The following is a 15,568-nucleotide window of genomic DNA, read 5'->3' as shown; positions in this document are numbered from 1 at the left end:
TGCGCGCATAGCGCGCCTCGAAGGATGCGGCGACCGAGTGCGCGTCCGCATCCTTCGAGGCTCGCCCTTGCGGGCGAGCACCTCAGGATGACGGCTCAGTCGTTGTAAAAACGACAATGCCCGGCACGAGGCCGGGCATGACGTGGAGAGACCTGCGCCTGTCGAAGGACAGTGCGCGTCGAACGCGCAGCTTAGAAAATCTTCACGGCATTCTGCAGCGTGATCCACACGCCCCAGGCGAGCGGGATGCCGACGAACGCCCAGAAGGCGGTGGCGCGGGCGTCGAAGCCGCCTTTGCCGATGCCGTAGGAGCCGCCGCCGGCGCTGGCCGCCGCTGCGCCCTTGGCCTGGAGCGCCGCGACTTCCTCGGGTTTCATGAACCATTTGTCGGCGAGCGGCCGCACCAGTGCGTTGCAGATCAGGCCGAGCACCAGCATCCCGGCCAGGATGTACATGGTGAAGTCGTACACCTGCGCCCGCGGCACGCCGGCGGCGATCTGCGCCTCGCGGATGTAGTTCACCACCACCGGGCCGATGATGCCGGCGGTCGCCCAGGCGGTCAGCAGCCGGCCGTGAATGGCGCCGACGAACTGGGTGCCGAAGATGTCGGCCAGATACGCCGGCACCGTCGCGAAGCCGCCGCCATACATCGACAGGATGATGCCGAAGGCGAGCACGAACATCACCTTGCTACCCATCGCGGCGAAGGTCGGCGCCAGCGCGTAGAGCACGATGCCGAGGACGAAGAACACGTAGTAGGTGTTCTTGCGGCCGATCTTGTCCGACAGCGACGCCCAGAAGAACCGGCCGGCGATGTTGAACAGCGACAAGAGGCCCGCGAAGCCGGCGGCGATGCCGGCGATCAGCGTCTTCTGCTCGGCGGAGAGCTGGTTGAAGGACAGATCAGGCAGGCCGATCAGCTTGCCGCCAAAAATCTCCTGCAACATCGGCGACGCCATGCCGATGACGCCGATGCCGGCCGAGACGTTGAGGCACAGCACCGCCCAGATCAGCCAGAACTGCTTGGTCTTGTGGGCGTCCTTGAGATGGACGTGATGCGCGGTGATCATGGTGTTGGCCTGCGCCGGCGGCGTCCAGCCGTCCGGACGCCAGTTCGGCGGGGTGATGCGATAGGCGAACGCGCCGATCGTCATGAACACGAAGTAGATCAGCCCCATCACCAGGAAGGTCTGCCAGACGCCGACGTCGGTCGGGGTCTTGAAGTAGTTCATCAGCATGTTGGCGAGCGGAGCGCCGATCATCGCGCCGCCGCCGAACCCCATGATGGCCATGCCGGTCGCCATGCCGCGGCGGTCCGGGAACCACTTCACCAGCGTCGACACCGGCGAGATGTAGCCGAGACCGAGGCCGATGCCGCCGATCACGCCGGAGCCGAGCCACAGCAGCCAGAGCTGATGCGTGTAGATGCCGATCGCCCCGAGCACCAGGCCGCCCGACCAGCAGATCGCCGAGACGAAGCCGGCCTTGCGCGGTCCGACCCGCTCGAGCCAGCCGCCCCAGATCGCCGCCGAGGCGCCGAGCAGCACGAAGAACAGCGTGTACATCCAGCCCATGCTGGCGACGCGCCAGTCGCAGGTGGTGGTGAACAGCTCCTGGAAGATCGTCATGTCGCCGCAGACTTTCGGCGCCGACAGGCCGACGGCGCGCGACAGCGGCAGCCAGAACACGCTGAAGCCGTACGCCATGCCGATACACAGATGGATGCAGAGCGCGGCCGGCGGCACCAGCCAGCGATTGAAGCCGGCGGACGCGATGATGCGTTCGCGATCGAGTAAGCCTGGCCGTACGCCGGACAGCCGTCCAGTCCCTTCCAAGGTTGACATGTTGTTTCCTTCCCCTTTTGGCGCCCGATTTTTCGGGCTGCAACGTCTCCGGCCTTGTTACTTGGCCGGCCTCAGCGCCTCCACTGCAGCCCTAACTTCGGGCTCCAAACCCTCTCCGCCGGAGTCCAGATGCGCGATGATGGCGTGGCGCATCCGCGGCTCCCAGAATTTCTTGAGATGTTCGGCGATGCCGGGCACGGCCTTGTCGGCGCCCTGGCTGCGAAAGAACGTGCCGATCTGATTGGCCATGTAGACGAGCCGGTCAGGCGACATCGGCGGCTCCTTTGGTGTGCGTATCGATCCGGTGCGGATGCGTGAAGATTTCGAAGCCGTCGGAGCGCGCGATCGCCGCCAGCGTGATGCCGGCGGCCTCGGCCATCTTGACGGCGAGCGCGGTCGGCGCCGACACGGCGACCAGCACGCTGGCGCCGAGCACCGCGGTCTTCTGCACCATCTCGACGGAGACACGGCTGGTCAGCAGCACCATGCCGCCCGTCGCATCGATGCCTTGCCGCGCGATCGCCCCGGCGAGCTTGTCGAGCGCGTTATGGCGGCCGACGTCTTCGCGCAGCGCCACGATGCCGAGGGCCGGCGTGGCGTAGGCGGCGGCGTGCACGGCGCGGGTTTCGACGTTGAGCGTCTGCAGCGGCGGCATCGCCTCGATCGCCGCGATGATCTGCTGCGGCGAGAACGTGCGTCCCTTGCCGACGATCGCGACCGGCCGCACCGCCTCGGCGATCGAATCGACGCCGCACAGCCCGCAACCGGTCGGGCCGGCGATATGGCGGCGGCGCTGCTGCAGCCGATCGGCGACATCGCCGCCGATCCACATCCGCAGCTCGACGCCGTCGTCGTGCGGCACGATCTCGAAGCTCTCGATCTGCGCGGCGCGTTCGACCACGCCCTCGGAGAGGCTGAAGCCGATCGCGAAGTCTTCGAGATCGGCCGGCGTCGCCATCATCACGGCTTGGGTCGAGCCGTTGTAGCTGATCGCGACCGGCACCTCTTCGGGGATGGCGCGGGCGCCGTCCTGCATCCGGCCGTTGCGCCAGACTTTGCTTGCGGCGGTGTGGACCGTCGGCTTCATCGTCACTCCGCGGCTTCGGCCGGCGTTGCGATCCGGCGCGCGGCGGCTGCCTGTTCTTCATAGGCACGCTGCCATTCGGACGGGCCGTTCGATGGCGCCACCTGCACGGCCGTCACCTTGTATTCCGGGCAGTTGGTGGCCCAGTCCGAATACTCGGTGGTGACGACGTTGGCCTGCGTGTCCGGATGATGGAACGTGGTGTAGACCACGCCGGGCGCGACGCGGTCGGTGATCAGCGCGCGCAGCGTGGTTTCGCCGGCGCGGCTGGCGAGCCGCACCCAGTCGCCGTCCCGCACGCCGCGCTGCTCGGCGTCGTGCGGATGGATCTCGAGCCGGTCTTCCTCGTGCCACACCGTGTTGGCGGTGCGCCGCGTCTGCGCGCCGACATTGTACTGCGACAGGATGCGGCCGGTGGTCAGCAGCAGCGGGAAGCGCGGCCCGGTGCGCTCGTCGGTGGCGACATATTCGGTGATGACGAACTTGCCCTTGCCGCGGACGAAATGATCGATGTGCATCACCGGCGTGCCTTCGGGCGCGCGTTCGTTGCACGGCCACTGGATCGAGCCGAGTTCTTCCAGCCGGTCGTACGACACGCCCGTGAAGGTCGGGGTGAGCGCCGCGATCTCGTCCATGATCTGCGACGGATGCGTGTAGTTCATGGTGTAGCCGATCGCATTGGCGAGGCGCTGCGTGACTTCCCAGTCTTCCAGGCCGTTCTTGGGCGTCATCACCTTGCGGACGCGCTGGATGCGGCGCTCGGCATTGGTGAAGGTGCCGTTCTTCTCCAGGAAGGTGGAGCCGGGCAGGAAGACGTGGGCGTAGTTGGCGGTCTCGTTGAGAAACAGGTCGTGCACGATGACGCATTCCATCGCAGCGAGGCCCGCGGCGACGTGCTTCGTATTCGGGTCGGACTGCAGGATGTCCTCGCCCTGCACGTAGAGCGCCTTGAACGAGCCGTCGACGGCGGCGTCGAGCATGTTGGGAATGCGCAGGCCCGGCTCGTTGTCGAGCTTGACGTTCCACAGCGCCTCGAAGCTCTCGCGTACCGCGTCGGTCGAGATGTGCCGATAGCCCGGCAGTTCGTGCGGGAACGAGCCCATGTCGCAGGCGCCCTGCACGTTGTTCTGGCCGCGCAGCGGATTGACGCCGACGCCTTCGCGGCCGAGATTGCCGGTGACCATCGCGAGGTTCGCGATCGCCATCACGGTGGTCGAGCCCTGGCTGTGCTCGGTGACGCCGAGGCCGTAATAGATCGCGCCGTTGCCGCCGGTGGCGTACAGCCGCGCCGCTTCGCGCAAGCTTTGCGGATCGACGCCGGTGAAGGCTTGGGTGGCTTCCGGACTATTGCGCTCGTCGGAGACGAACGCCGCCCAGTGTTCGTATTCGCTCCAGTCGCAGCGCTCGCGCACGAAGGCTTCGTTGGCGAGGCCTTCGGTGACGATGACGTGGGCCAGCGCGGTGAGCACCGCGACGTTGGTGCCGGGCTTCAGCGGCAGATGCTGTGCCGCCTCGATATGCGCCGAGCGGACGAGATCGGTGCGGCGCGGATCGACCACGATCAGCTTGGCGCCGGCGCGCAGCCGCTTCTTCAGGCGCGAGGCGAACACCGGATGGCCGTCGGTCGGATTGGCGCCGATGATCATCACCACGTCGGTGTGCTCGACCGAGTCGAAATCCTGGGTGCCGGCCGAGGTGCCGAACGCGGTGGAGAGGCCATAGCCGGTCGGCGAGTGGCAGACGCGGGCGCAGGTGTCGACATTGTTGTTGCCGAAGCCGGCGCGGATCAGCTTCTGCACCAGGAAGGTTTCTTCATTGGTACAGCGCGACGAGGTGATGCCGCCGATCGAGTCGCGGCCGTATTTCGCTTGAATCCGTTTCAACTCCGATGCCGCGTAGGCGAAGGCCTCGTCCCAGCTGACTTCGCGCCACGGCTCGCTGATGCTGGAGCGGATCATGGGATTGAGGATGCGCTCCTTGTGATTGGCGTAGCCCCAGGCGAACCGGCCCTTGACGCAGGAATGGCCGCGATTGGCCTTGCCGTCCTTGTAGGGCACCATGCGCACCAGCTCTTCGCCGCGCATCTCGGCCTTGAAGGTGCAGCCGACGCCGCAATACGCGCAGGTCGTCACCACGGAGCGTTCCGGCGTGCCGATCTCGATCACGCTCTTCTCGTTCAGCGTCGCGGTCGGGCAGGCCTGCACGCAGGCGCCGCAGGACACGCATTCCGAGCCGAGGAAGCTTTCCTGCATGCCGGGCGAAACGACCGAGTCGAAGCCGCGGCCCGCGATCGTCAGCGCGAAGGTGCCTTGCACTTCCTCGCAGGCGCGGACGCAGCGCGAGCAGACGATGCACTTCGATGCGTCGTAGGTGAAGTAGGGGTTGGACTCATCGAGTCCCGGATTGGGATGCTTGTCGCCGGAGTAACCGTAGCGCACGTCGCGCAGGCCGACCGCGCCGGCCATGTCCTGCAGCTCGCAATCGCCGTTGGCCGAGCAGGTCAGGCAGTCGAGTGGATGGTCGGAGATGTACAGCTCCATCACGCCCTTGCGGATCTGCTTCAGCCGCTCGGTCTGGGTGTGGACGACGAGGCCGTCGGCGACCGGCGTGGTGCACGACGCCGGCGTCCCGCTGCGGCCGTCGATCTCGATCAGGCACAGACGGCACGAACCGAACGCATCGACCATGTCGGTGGCGCAGAGCTTCGGGATCGCGGTGCCGATCTCCATCGCAGCGCGCATGATCGAAGTGCCCTCGGGCACGCTGACGCTGCGGCCGTCGATCGTCAGCGTCACCATATTGGTCGAGGGCGAGCGCGGCGTGCCGAAATCGGTTTCGTGTACCAGAGCCATATCGTCGTCCTTTATTCCGCGGCCTGCAGGCGGCGCGGCGCGAGGCCGAAATCTTCCGGGAAGTGCGTCAGCGCGGAAAGCACCGGATAGGGCGTCAAACCGCCGAGCGCGCACAGCGAGCCGAACTTCATGGTGTTGCAGAGGTCTTCGAGCACGGCGATGTTCGCCGCGGCCTTGTCGCCGGCGATGATCTTGTCGATCGTCTCTGCGCCGCGGGTCGAGCCGATCCGGCACGGCGTGCATTTGCCGCAGGATTCATGCGCGCAGAATTCCATCGCGAACCGCGCCTGCTTGGCCATGTCGACGGTGTCGTCGAACACCACGACGCCGCCATGCCCGACCATGCCGCTTCTTGCAGCAAAGGCTTCGTAGTCGAACGGCGTATCGAACAGCGCCCGCGGGAAGTAAGCGCCGAGCGGTCCGCCGACCTGCACGGCGCGCACCGGCCGGCCGCTCAGTGTGCCGCCGCCGATGTCGTCGATCAGTTCGCCGAGCGTGATGCCGAACGCGACCTCGAACAATCCGCCATGCTTGATATTTCCGGCGAGCTGGATCGGCTTGGTGCCGCGCGACTTGCCCATGCCGCAATCCGCATAGGCCTGCGCACCGCCATCGAGAATGTACGGCACCGCCGAGAACGTCAGCACGTTGTTGATCACGGTCGGCCGGCCGAACAAACCATGATGAGCCGGCAGCGGCGGCTTGGCCCGCACCGTGCCGCGCTTGCCCTCGAGACTCTCCAGCATCGAGGTCTCTTCGCCGCAGATATAAGCGCCGGCGCCGACCCGGACTTCGATGTCGAACGAGTCGGTCGAGTGGCAGATGTTGTCGCCGAGGAACCCGGTCCGCCGCGCGGCCTCGATCGCGGCGTTCATGGTTTCGATGGCGTGCGGGTATTCGGAGCGGATGTAGATGTAACCTTTGGTCGCCCCGACCGCGATACCGGCAATGGTCATGCCCTCGATGATCATGAAGGGGTCACCCTCCATCAGCATCCGGTCGGCGAAGGTACCACTGTCGCCTTCGTCGGCGTTGCAGCAGATGTATTTCTGGCCGCGGCCGGCGTGGCCGACAGTGCGCCATTTGATGCCGGTCGGAAATCCGGCGCCGCCGCGGCCGCGCAGCCCCGACTTTGCCACATCATCGATGATGGCTTCGGAGCTCATTTTCAGCGCCCGTTCGAGCCCGCGATAACCGCCATGGGCGCGGTAATCGTCGATCGACCGCGGATCGACGATGCCGCAACGCACGAAGGTGAGCCGAGTCTGCCGCTTCAGCCACGGAATCTCCTCGGTCAGCCCCTGCTTCAGCGGATGCGGACCGTCGCTGATGATCGCATCGAGGATCGTCGGCACATCCTCCGGCGTCACGGGGCCGAAAGCTACACGCCCGGCCGGCGTATCAACCTCGAGCATCGGCTCCAGCCAATACAGACCGCGTGACCCCGGCCGCACCAGATCGAGGCCCAGTTCGCGCTCATGGGCGACGCGGCTGAGTTCGGCCGCAACTTCGTCGGCACCGACCGCCAAAGCCCCGGAATCACGCGGGATAAACACACGGAGCGTCATCGCTGCGCCTCCGCCATCAGCCGGTCGAGCCGCTTGGTATCAAGCCGGCCGACCACCCGATCGTTCAGCATCGCAGCCGGTGCGGTTGCGCACAGTCCGAGGCAGTACACCGGCTCCAGCGTCACCGAGCCATCCGCGCAAGTGCCGCCGAACGCGACGCCAAGCCGGGTTTCGGCATGCACCGCCAGTGCATCGCCACCCGCGGCCTGACAAGCTTCAGCGCGGCACAGCTTGAGCACGTGACGGCCCGGCGGCTCGCGGCGGAAATCCGGATAGAAGGTGAGCACGCCATGCACCTCGGCGCGCGACAAATTCAGCTCCTGCGCCACCATCGGCACCGCCGCCTCCGGCACGTAGCCGAACGCCTCCTGCAACGCATGCAGGATGATCAGCGTCGGTCCTTCCTTGTGCGTCAACCCGGCGATGATCTCAGCGGCGCGGGTCCTGTCCCATGGTTCTTGATGCATCGGCGCTCTTTTCGGCGTTGGTTCGCGCGCGATGAAAATAAGAATCGTTCAAAGAATCAATAAAGCTATCGCATGCTGCGATAAGGAAACGGTATCGAGGGAAGGATCACGAGGTCTCTCAGGCGTCTCTTTCGAGCGACGGCGCGACCTCCCGTGCGGTTTGCATCAGCGCGGCGACCAGCGGCGTGTAAGGTTCGCGCGGCGGCACGACCAGGCCGATGCTGTAGGACACCACCGGATCGACGATCGGAATGGTGCGGACGCCGTCGCCGAGGCCGAGTGTTTCGGCGAGCTTGGCCGGCATCACGCTGGCCCAGCGCCCGGTTTTGACGTGGGTGTAAAGCACGATGATCGAATTCGACGTCAAGGTCGGGTGCGCGATGGTGCCGGCGGCGCGCAGCGCGCGGTCGATGATCCGGCGGTTCTGCATGTTGGGCGTCAGCAGGCACAGCGGAACCTGGCCGACCTCTTTCCAAGTGACCTGATCGCGATCGCCGAACAGGCCGTCCGGCGAGGTGATCAGCCGATAGCTCTCCTGATACAGCGGAACGCTGCGGACTTTGCCGAGCGGCTCGTTCTCGATGTAGGTCAGGCCGGCGTCGGCTTCGAGATTCTCCAGCAAGCCCAGCACGTCCGACGAGGTGCAGGAGATGATGCTGAAGCGGACGTTCGGATGGCGGGCCCGGAACGGCGTGGTGAGCTGCGCCACCATGCCGAGCACGGTCGGGATCGCCGCGATGCGCAGCTCGCCCGACAATTCGCCTTTCATGGCGCCGATATCCTGGCGCATAGCCCGTGTGTCGGCGACGATCCGGCGGGCCCATTCCAGCGTCCGCTCGCCTTCCGGCGTGAAGCCGAGAAAGCGCGAGCCGCGCTGCACCAGCATGACGCCGAGGATCTCCTCGAGCTGCTTGATGCTGGTCGACATCGTCGGCTGGGTCACGCCGCAGGCTTCCGCGGCGCGGCCGAAATGCCGTTCCTTGGCGAGCGCAAGCAGCAGCTCGAGCTTGTCGATCACACCGGTCCCTCGACGATCGTGAAGAGCAATGACTCTTGCCCGATCGCACAGGCCTCGGCAAGGCAGCAGCGCCGCATCGGCGCGCCGGCCATAAAAACCCCGCCTCCCGATGGCGGCATCGGAAGTGCGGGGCTCAGTCAGGGGAGAGACGAAACCAGCGCGTCAAAACAGGCACCGTCGCGCTAAGCATCGCCGGGTATTTAAGTATCTGATCCTGGCGACCCCAGATTGAGCTGAATCAAACAGCAGGCGCCGTTCAGATCATTTCGGCCTGCCCTCATGCGTCGCCGGCCGACCGCCGTGCGTAGCAGTGGAAGCCGCCATAGATGCCGGAGCGGTCGCGGTCGAAGCCGATGGCGCTGCGTTCGGCGTCGCGCTGCCAGACCTGCTGCAGCGGCGCCAGCGCTTCGGTTTCGAGCGGCGACTCGGCTCCCGCGGTGCGGAAGATCACCCGCACTGACTCCTTGCCGGAGCGGTCGATCGCGTCCCACAGCGCGCGGATTTCGTCCGGCGCCATCCAGTCCTGCGAGTCGAGCAGTACCACAGCGTCGATCTGCCGGGCGGGCAGGTTCTCGAGGAAAACGCGCAGGTTTTCGTGGACCGGAATGATCAGTCCGGCGCCCGAGCGCATCTGCGCATAGCGGCTGCGCTGCAGATACAGCGGCAGGCAGTCGTCGCCGGGGCCACGATAGCGCCGGCTCAGCGCCTGCCAGGCGAAGTAATTGGTCTCGTTCGGATAGACGTTGATCAATCGCAGCAGGCGCTGATGCAGCACCTCGTTGAGCGGCTGGTCACCGCCGAGCAGATCGCGCTGCTGCGGCGGGATGCCGAGGCTGAACAGCAGTGCCGGCGTGCGCGTCAGCAGCCGCGCGAAGCCTGAATGGAACAGATGATCGATGCGGCGCAGCGCATCCTGTCGCTCCGCCGAGTCCGGCGCGGCTTCGAGCAGCGCCGACAGATCGATCTTGGCGAATTTCGCCAGCAGATGCGCGAAGCCGATAAAGCTGCCCAGCGCGCCATGGCGATAGAAACCGTTGGTGAAGTAACGGTAGCGCGCCCGGCCGCGGAAGTCGCGTTCGTCCCAGTAGCTGCGGGCGTCGCGGTCGAGCTGCGGCCGCAGCCGCTGGCGATACAGATCGGCGTTGTCGTCCGCCTCGCCCTCGCCGAAGAAGCGCCAGAACTGCTCATAGTCCGGCAGCGCGCGCAGCCCCGCGAGCTTCAGCTTCAGCAGCGCCAGATGCGCCTCATTGAGATCGACCGCGAACACCTGCGCCGGCTTGGCGGTCAGATAGGACAGTGCGTTGCAGCCGCCGGACGAGATGGTGACGATGGTCGAGCCGATCGGGAGCTGCAGTGCAGCAAGATCCGCCTCGGGATCTTCCCAGATCTGGGTGTACACCAGCCGGCGGAACCAGATCGAAAACAGCCGGTCCCAGATCGTGGACTCGCTGCGATCCTTGCTGTTGCGGACCGCGTCCGCAATGAGTTGCTGCGTATTCATACCGTCCTCGACTCGCTCATCGGTCGAGAATAGCCGCGCAGCACTGCAGTTTTGCGACAGTCTGCGGGCGTTCGAGCCGGCTGCTGTCATCACTCTGTCGTGGCAAAATCGGATGGAAAGCGGACGATTCCCCGTGCGCGAGGGTGCATTCGATGACGATGATCCGCTCGGAACTAACCGTTGATCCGTCCTGGCCGGTCGATGCGACGACCCGCATGAACCGGATGTATCGCTATCAGCGACATATCTATGATATTAGCCGTCGGTACTATCTTCTTGGCCGCAACGAACTGATCGTCGGGCTGATGCCGCCGGCCGGTGGGAACGTGCTCGAAATCGGCTGCGGTACCGGTCGCAATCTGGTGACCGCGGCGCTGCGCTATCCGCAGGCGCGGTTCTACGGCTTCGACGTCTCGACCGAGATGCTGACCTCGGCAATCGGCGCGATCGCCCGCGCCGGCCTCGGCAGCCGGGCCAAAGTGGCGCATGGCGATGCGACGAACTTCACCGCCCAGGGCGTGTTCGGCCAGCCAGTCTGGTTCGATCGCGTGATGATCTCCTACAGCCTGTCGATGATTCCGGACTGGACCGCGGTGATCGAGCACGCGGTCGCGAGCCTGAAGCCGGGCGGGCAGCTGCACATCGTCGATTTCGGCGACCAGTCCGGGCTGCCCGGCTTCGCCCGCCGGGCGCTGCGCCGCTGGCTCGGACTGTTCGGCGTCGAGCCGCGCGATCAGCTCGAAGCGACGCTGAGCCAGATCGCGGTGCGCACCGGTGCCGGCCTCACATTCGATCGGCCGTATCGGGGCTACGCACAGGCCGCGGTGCTGACGCTGCCGCTCCGCCGACCGGCATGACCGGCTGGCTCGCGCTGTTTGCCGCGGGCCTGATGGAGATCGTCTGGGCGCTGGGACTGAAGCACTCGGACGGCTTCACGAAGTTCTGGCCCGCACTCGGGACGCTGGCGGCGATCGCCACCAGCTTCGGCCTGATGAGCATCGCGCTGAAGTCACTGCCGTTCGGCACCGCCTATGCGGTGTGGACCGGCATCGGCGCCGCCGGCAGCATCGTGATCGGTATGGTGCTGTACGGCGAGTCCGCCAACGCGGTGCGCGTGCTGTGCCTGTCGATGATCGTCGCCGGCATGGTCGGCCTCAAGCTCAGCACGCCGACCTGACCCACGCCGCGCGCCCCGACCAAGGCGGCGATTGACAAAGCAGGCCCCGCCGCCTTTGATCGCGCCGTTCAGGTGTGTCGGAGTGATCCGGCACAGGGAAGCCGGTGCAGGCGCCTTTCGTGGCGCCCCAAGCCGGCGCTGCGCCCGCAACTGTAGGCGGCGAGCGATCCTTCATCATGCCACTGGCCCTATGGGGACCGGGAAGGCGAGGGAGCGCGACGACCCGCAAGCCAGGAGACCGGCCTGAGCCACGTCATCTTCCAGCGTGCGGTGCGCGCGGCTGGGGCGGTCCGCCGCATGGGTGACAGGAAGCTGCTCACCGTTCGGGGACTCTCATGTCAGACTCACTCTCACGCCCGCCCGCCGCCGTCGCTCGTCCGGATGGATTCCGCATCCGGCTGTTTGCCGTATTGGGTGGCCTGGTGCTCGCCAATATCGCCGCCTGGGCCTGGGCGCTCACCGCCTTCGCGGGCCAGCCGGTGCTGATCGGCACCGCCGTTTTGGCCTACAGCCTCGGCCTGCGCCACGCGCTCGATGCCGATCACATCGCGGCGATCGACAACGTCACCCGCAAGCTGATGCAGGAAGGCAAGCGTCCGGTCGCGGTCGGGTTCTTCTTCGCGCTCGGCCATTCCACGGTGGTGCTGGTGGCGTCGCTGGCGATCGCGCTCGCCGCCAATTCCCTCACCGAGCGGTTCTCCGGCTATCGCGAGATCGGCGGCATCATCGGCACCTCGGCGTCGGCGCTGTTCCTGTTCGCGATTGCGTTGGCCAACCTGTCGGTGCTCAGCGGCGTGTATCGCGCGTTCAAGAAGGTGCGGGCCGGCGAGGTGGTGCACGACGACGACATCGATCATCTGCTGCAGCAGCGCGGCTGGCTGACGCGGCTGTTCCGGCCGCTGTTCCGGTTCGTCTCCAAGAGCTGGCAGCTCTATCCGATCGGCCTGTTGTTCGCGCTCGGCTTCGAGACCGCCAGCGAGATCAGCCTGTTCGGCCTCGCCGCCAACAATGCGGGCACGATCTCGCACTGGTCGATCCTGATCTTCCCGGCGCTGTTCGCGGCCGGCATGACGCTGGTCGATACGCTCGACGGCGTGCTGATGCTCGGGGCCTATGGCTGGGCCTATCGCAATCCGGTGCGCAAGCTGTACTACAACATGACCATTACGTCGGTGTCGGTGCTGGTCGCGATCGTCATCGGCGGCATCGAAACGCTCGGCCTGCTGGCCGGCCGGTTGCATCTCGAAGGTGCGTTCTGGGAATGGATCACCGACCTCAACGCCAATTTCGGCGCGCTGGGCTACGGCATCGTCGCACTGTTCGTCGCCAGCTGGATCGTGTCGACCATCATCTATCGGCTCAACGGCTATCACCGGCTCGACGCCCGCGCCTCGGTCGCACAGGAATGAGGACTTGATCGACGCACGTCCCTATCCGGCGTCGCGCCCGGCGGTCGTCACGGGCGCGTTGCTGCTGGCCGTCGCGCTGCTGGCGATCGGCTCGCTCGGCGTCGGTCCGGTGAAGCTGTCGCCGCTTGCGGTGATCGACGGCCTGATCGGCCGCGGCGGCGACGTGCAGCAGATCATCGTGCAGCAGATCCGTTTGCCGCGCGCCATCCTGGCGCTGGCGATCGGTGCGATCCTCGGCCTGTCGGGCGCGGCGCTCCAAGGGTTGCTGCGCAACCCGCTGGCCTCGCCGTCGTTGTTCGGCGCGCCGCAATCGGCGGCGTTCGGCGCGGTGCTGATCATCGCGCTGGGCTGGGCCGATGTACGCTCCTACGCGCTGCCGGTTGCGGCGATCAGCATGGCGTTCGTCTCGGTGTTCGCGCTGCTCGCGGTGGCCGGGCGGGGCGCGAGCCTGTTGCTGCTGATCCTGGCGGGCCTGGCGATTTCCAGCCTCGCCGGCGCCGCGACCGCGCTGGTGATGAACCTGTCGCGCAATCCGTTCGCCAGCCTGGAGATCGCGTTCTGGCTGCTCGGCTCGCTCGAAGACCGCAGCTTCCGCCATGTGATGCTGGCGCTGCCGTTCATCGTGGTCGGCGGAGCGCTGCTCTTGACCCAGCGCGCGGCGTTCCGCGCGCTTAGTCTCGGCGAGGAAACGGCGCAGAGCCTCGGCGTCGACGTCGGGCGGCTGCGGCTGATCGTGATCATCGGCGTCGCGCTCGGCGTCGGCGGCGCCGTGTCGGTGTCGGGCACGATCGGGTTCATCGGCCTGGTGGCGCCGCATCTGATGCGGCCGCTGATCGGGCACGATCCGGCGCGGCTGCTGGTGCCGAGCGCGCTCGCCGGCGCGGCGCTGTTACTCGCCGCCGATATCGCGGTGCGGATCATTCCGGCGACGACCGACATCAAGGTCGGCGTGCTGACTTCGATCATCGGGGTGCCGTTCTTCCTGTATCTGATCGTGCGCGAACGCCGTTCGCTGGGCGGAGGGGTCGGATGACCGCCTTGCTGATTGCGCGCGATCTTCGGGTGGCGCTCTCCGGCCGCGCCGTGCTGCACGGCGTTTCGCTGGAGCTGATGAAAGGTCATCTGGTCGCCTTGGTCGGCCCGAACGGCGCCGGCAAGACCACGTTGTTGCGCGCGCTGGCCGGGCTGATCGAGGCGAACGGCGAGATCAGCATCGGCGGCGATCTGCTGTCGGCGCTGCCGCTGCGCGAACGCGCGCGGCGGTTCGGCTATCTTCCGCAGGGCCATCTGGTGCACTGGCCGCTGCCGGTGCGCGATGTCGTCGCGCTCGGCCGCTTCCCGCACGGCGCCACCGATCCGGCACGGCTGTCGCCACACGACGCCGAGGCTGTGGCCCGCGCGATGGCAGCGACCGATCTCGAGCCGTTCGCGGATCGCAGCGTCACCGAACTCTCCGGAGGCGAGCGCAGTCGCGTCGCGCTGGCGCGCGTGCTGGCGGTCGAGGCGCCGGTGGTGCTGGCGGACGAGCCGACCGCGTCGCTCGATCCGCGCTATCAGCTCGACGTGATGCAGACGCTGCGCAAGGCCGCCGATGCCGGCACGCTGGTGATCGTGGTGACGCACGATCTCGGCCTTGCCGCACGCTTCGCCGATACGGTGCTGGTGATGGCGGCGGGGCGGCTCGCGGCGCAGGGCACGCCGCATGACGCGCTGTCGGACGAGGTGCTGCAACAGGTTTTTCGCGTCAGCGCCTATCGGGCGGACTATCAGGACAGCGGCGTGATCCTGCCGTGGTCCGGGATCTGACGATGCGCGCGCTGTGGCGCCTGATGCTCATCACGGCGCTGGCCGCCTGTCTGCCATCGGCCACGCAGGCGGCGCCGTTGCCGCGCATCGCCTCGATCAATGTCTGCACCGATCAGTTGCTCATGACGCTCGCCGATCCGGAGCAGATCCTCGGCCTCAGCCCCTATGCGCGTGACGAGGCGCGATCGTTTCTCGCCAGCAAGGCGGCCCGCTTCCCGAAGCTGTCGGGCGAGGCCGAGGACGTGCTGACGCTGAAGCCGGACATCATCGTCATGGGCCGCTTCACCAAGCGGGCGACCCGCGAGATGCTCCAGCAACAGGGCCAGCGTGTCGTTGCGTTCGACGCAGCCCGCACGCTCGACGAAGTCAAGGCGCAGATCGTCAAGATGGGCGAACTCGTCGGCCATCCCGATCGCGCTGACGCCGCCAATGCTCGCATCGATGCGGCGGTGGCGCGCGCACGGAAAGCCGCGTCCGACAAGCCCTTTCGCGTGCTGCCGCTGGAGCGGCGCGGCTGGGTGTCGGGCAGCGATAGCTTGATCAACTCGCTGCTCAACACGGTCGGCCTCGTCAACGCCGCCGGCGCGCTCGGCATCAAGCACGGCGGCTTCGCCACGCTCGAAGTCGTGGTGGCGCTGCGGCCGGACTATCTGCTGATTTCCGAAGACGGCGATTTCGCCGAGGACGAAGGCCGCGCCTTCGTGCTGCATCCCGCGCTAGAAAAATTCTATCCTGCATCGAAGCGGATCGCGATTCCCGAGAAGCTGACGGTGTGCGGCGGCCCGATGCTGGCCGATGCGCTCGATCGGCTCACCGACGAACTCTCGCGCGTGGAGCGCTGA

At 66.8% G+C, this 15,568-nt stretch carries 14 protein-coding genes and 1 riboswitch; of the genes, 6 read left to right on the top strand and 8 right to left on the bottom strand.

What is annotated here, in order from left to right; all coding sequences use genetic code 11:
* Positions 1 to 191 precede the first annotated feature (191 nt).
* From LPW26_RS12140 to LPW26_RS12105, 8 genes are all read right to left on the bottom strand, one after another.
* Positions 192 to 1,844 carry an OFA family MFS transporter gene (locus tag LPW26_RS12140; protein ID WP_238735486.1) on the bottom strand — a complete coding sequence of 551 codons (1,653 nt, stop codon included), beginning with the start codon at positions 1,842 to 1,844 and terminating at the stop codon, positions 192 to 194.
* Positions 1,845 to 1,901: 57 nt separating this feature from the next.
* The gene (locus LPW26_RS12135; RefSeq protein ID WP_238735485.1) at positions 1,902 to 2,117 is read right to left on the bottom strand and encodes a formate dehydrogenase subunit delta; all 216 of its coding nucleotides are present in this window, start codon (positions 2,115 to 2,117) and stop codon (positions 1,902 to 1,904) included.
* Positions 2,107 to 2,931 carry a formate dehydrogenase accessory sulfurtransferase FdhD gene (fdhD, locus tag LPW26_RS12130; protein ID WP_238735483.1) on the bottom strand — a complete coding sequence of 275 codons (825 nt, stop codon included), beginning with the start codon at positions 2,929 to 2,931 and terminating at the stop codon, positions 2,107 to 2,109. Before fdhD ends, LPW26_RS12135 begins: the two co-directional genes overlap by 11 nt.
* Positions 2,932 to 2,933: 2 nt before the next feature.
* Positions 2,934 to 5,780 carry a formate dehydrogenase subunit alpha gene (gene fdhF, locus LPW26_RS12125; protein ID WP_238735482.1) on the bottom strand — a complete coding sequence of 949 codons (2,847 nt, stop codon included), beginning with the start codon at positions 5,778 to 5,780 and terminating at the stop codon, positions 2,934 to 2,936.
* An 11-nt stretch (positions 5,781 to 5,791) separates the two neighbouring features.
* Positions 5,792 to 7,348, bottom strand: coding sequence for a formate dehydrogenase beta subunit (locus tag LPW26_RS12120; RefSeq protein ID WP_238735481.1), 1,557 nt, complete (start codon positions 7,346 to 7,348; stop codon positions 5,792 to 5,794).
* Positions 7,345 to 7,815, bottom strand: a complete 471-nt coding sequence (locus LPW26_RS12115) for a formate dehydrogenase subunit gamma (protein ID WP_238735480.1) — start codon at positions 7,813 to 7,815, stop codon at positions 7,345 to 7,347. The genes LPW26_RS12120 and LPW26_RS12115 overlap by 4 nt, the downstream gene beginning before the upstream one ends.
* A 118-nt stretch (positions 7,816 to 7,933) precedes the next feature.
* Positions 7,934 to 8,833: a LysR family transcriptional regulator gene (locus LPW26_RS12110; protein WP_238735479.1), complete on the bottom strand. Its 900-nt coding sequence runs from the start codon at positions 8,831 to 8,833 to the stop codon at positions 7,934 to 7,936.
* A 277-nt stretch (positions 8,834 to 9,110) separates the two neighbouring features.
* Positions 9,111 to 10,334 (bottom strand): DUF3419 family protein, encoded by a 1,224-nt coding sequence (locus tag LPW26_RS12105; RefSeq protein WP_238735478.1) that lies wholly within the window; start codon positions 10,332 to 10,334, stop codon positions 9,111 to 9,113.
* A gap of 152 nt (positions 10,335 to 10,486) precedes the next feature.
* Here LPW26_RS12105 and LPW26_RS12100 point away from each other — a divergent pair, with 152 nt between their 5' ends.
* From LPW26_RS12100 to LPW26_RS12075, 6 genes are all read left to right on the top strand, one after another.
* Positions 10,487 to 11,191: a class I SAM-dependent methyltransferase gene (locus tag LPW26_RS12100; RefSeq protein ID WP_238735477.1), complete on the top strand. Its 705-nt coding sequence runs from the start codon at positions 10,487 to 10,489 to the stop codon at positions 11,189 to 11,191.
* On the top strand, positions 11,188 to 11,511 hold the full coding sequence (locus LPW26_RS12095) for a DMT family transporter (protein WP_238735476.1): 324 nt from the start codon (positions 11,188 to 11,190) through the stop codon (positions 11,509 to 11,511). Before LPW26_RS12100 ends, LPW26_RS12095 begins: the two co-directional genes overlap by 4 nt.
* Before the next feature lie 53 nt (positions 11,512 to 11,564).
* A riboswitch (cobalamin riboswitch) is annotated at positions 11,565 to 11,772 on the top strand.
* Positions 11,773 to 11,846: 74 nt separating this feature from the next.
* Positions 11,847 to 12,920, top strand: a complete 1,074-nt coding sequence (locus tag LPW26_RS12090) for a HoxN/HupN/NixA family nickel/cobalt transporter (RefSeq protein WP_238735474.1) — start codon at positions 11,847 to 11,849, stop codon at positions 12,918 to 12,920.
* A gap of 7 nt (positions 12,921 to 12,927) precedes the next feature.
* On the top strand, positions 12,928 to 13,953 hold the full coding sequence (locus LPW26_RS12085) for a FecCD family ABC transporter permease (RefSeq protein ID WP_238735498.1): 1,026 nt from the start codon (positions 12,928 to 12,930) through the stop codon (positions 13,951 to 13,953).
* Positions 13,950 to 14,726, top strand: coding sequence for an ABC transporter ATP-binding protein (locus LPW26_RS12080; protein ID WP_238735471.1), 777 nt, complete (start codon positions 13,950 to 13,952; stop codon positions 14,724 to 14,726). The genes LPW26_RS12085 and LPW26_RS12080 overlap by 4 nt, the downstream gene beginning before the upstream one ends.
* A 2-nt stretch (positions 14,727 to 14,728) precedes the next feature.
* Positions 14,729 to 15,568 (top strand): ABC transporter substrate-binding protein, encoded by an 840-nt coding sequence (locus LPW26_RS12075; protein WP_406677457.1) that lies wholly within the window; start codon positions 14,729 to 14,731, stop codon positions 15,566 to 15,568.

The sequence above is a fragment of the Rhodopseudomonas infernalis genome, assembly GCF_022271405.1.
GTDB classification, from domain to species: domain Bacteria; phylum Pseudomonadota; class Alphaproteobacteria; order Rhizobiales; family Xanthobacteraceae; genus Rhodopseudomonas; species Rhodopseudomonas infernalis.
Note: the sequence above shows the minus strand (reverse complement) of the source record. Positions and strands in the feature narration are given on the sequence as shown.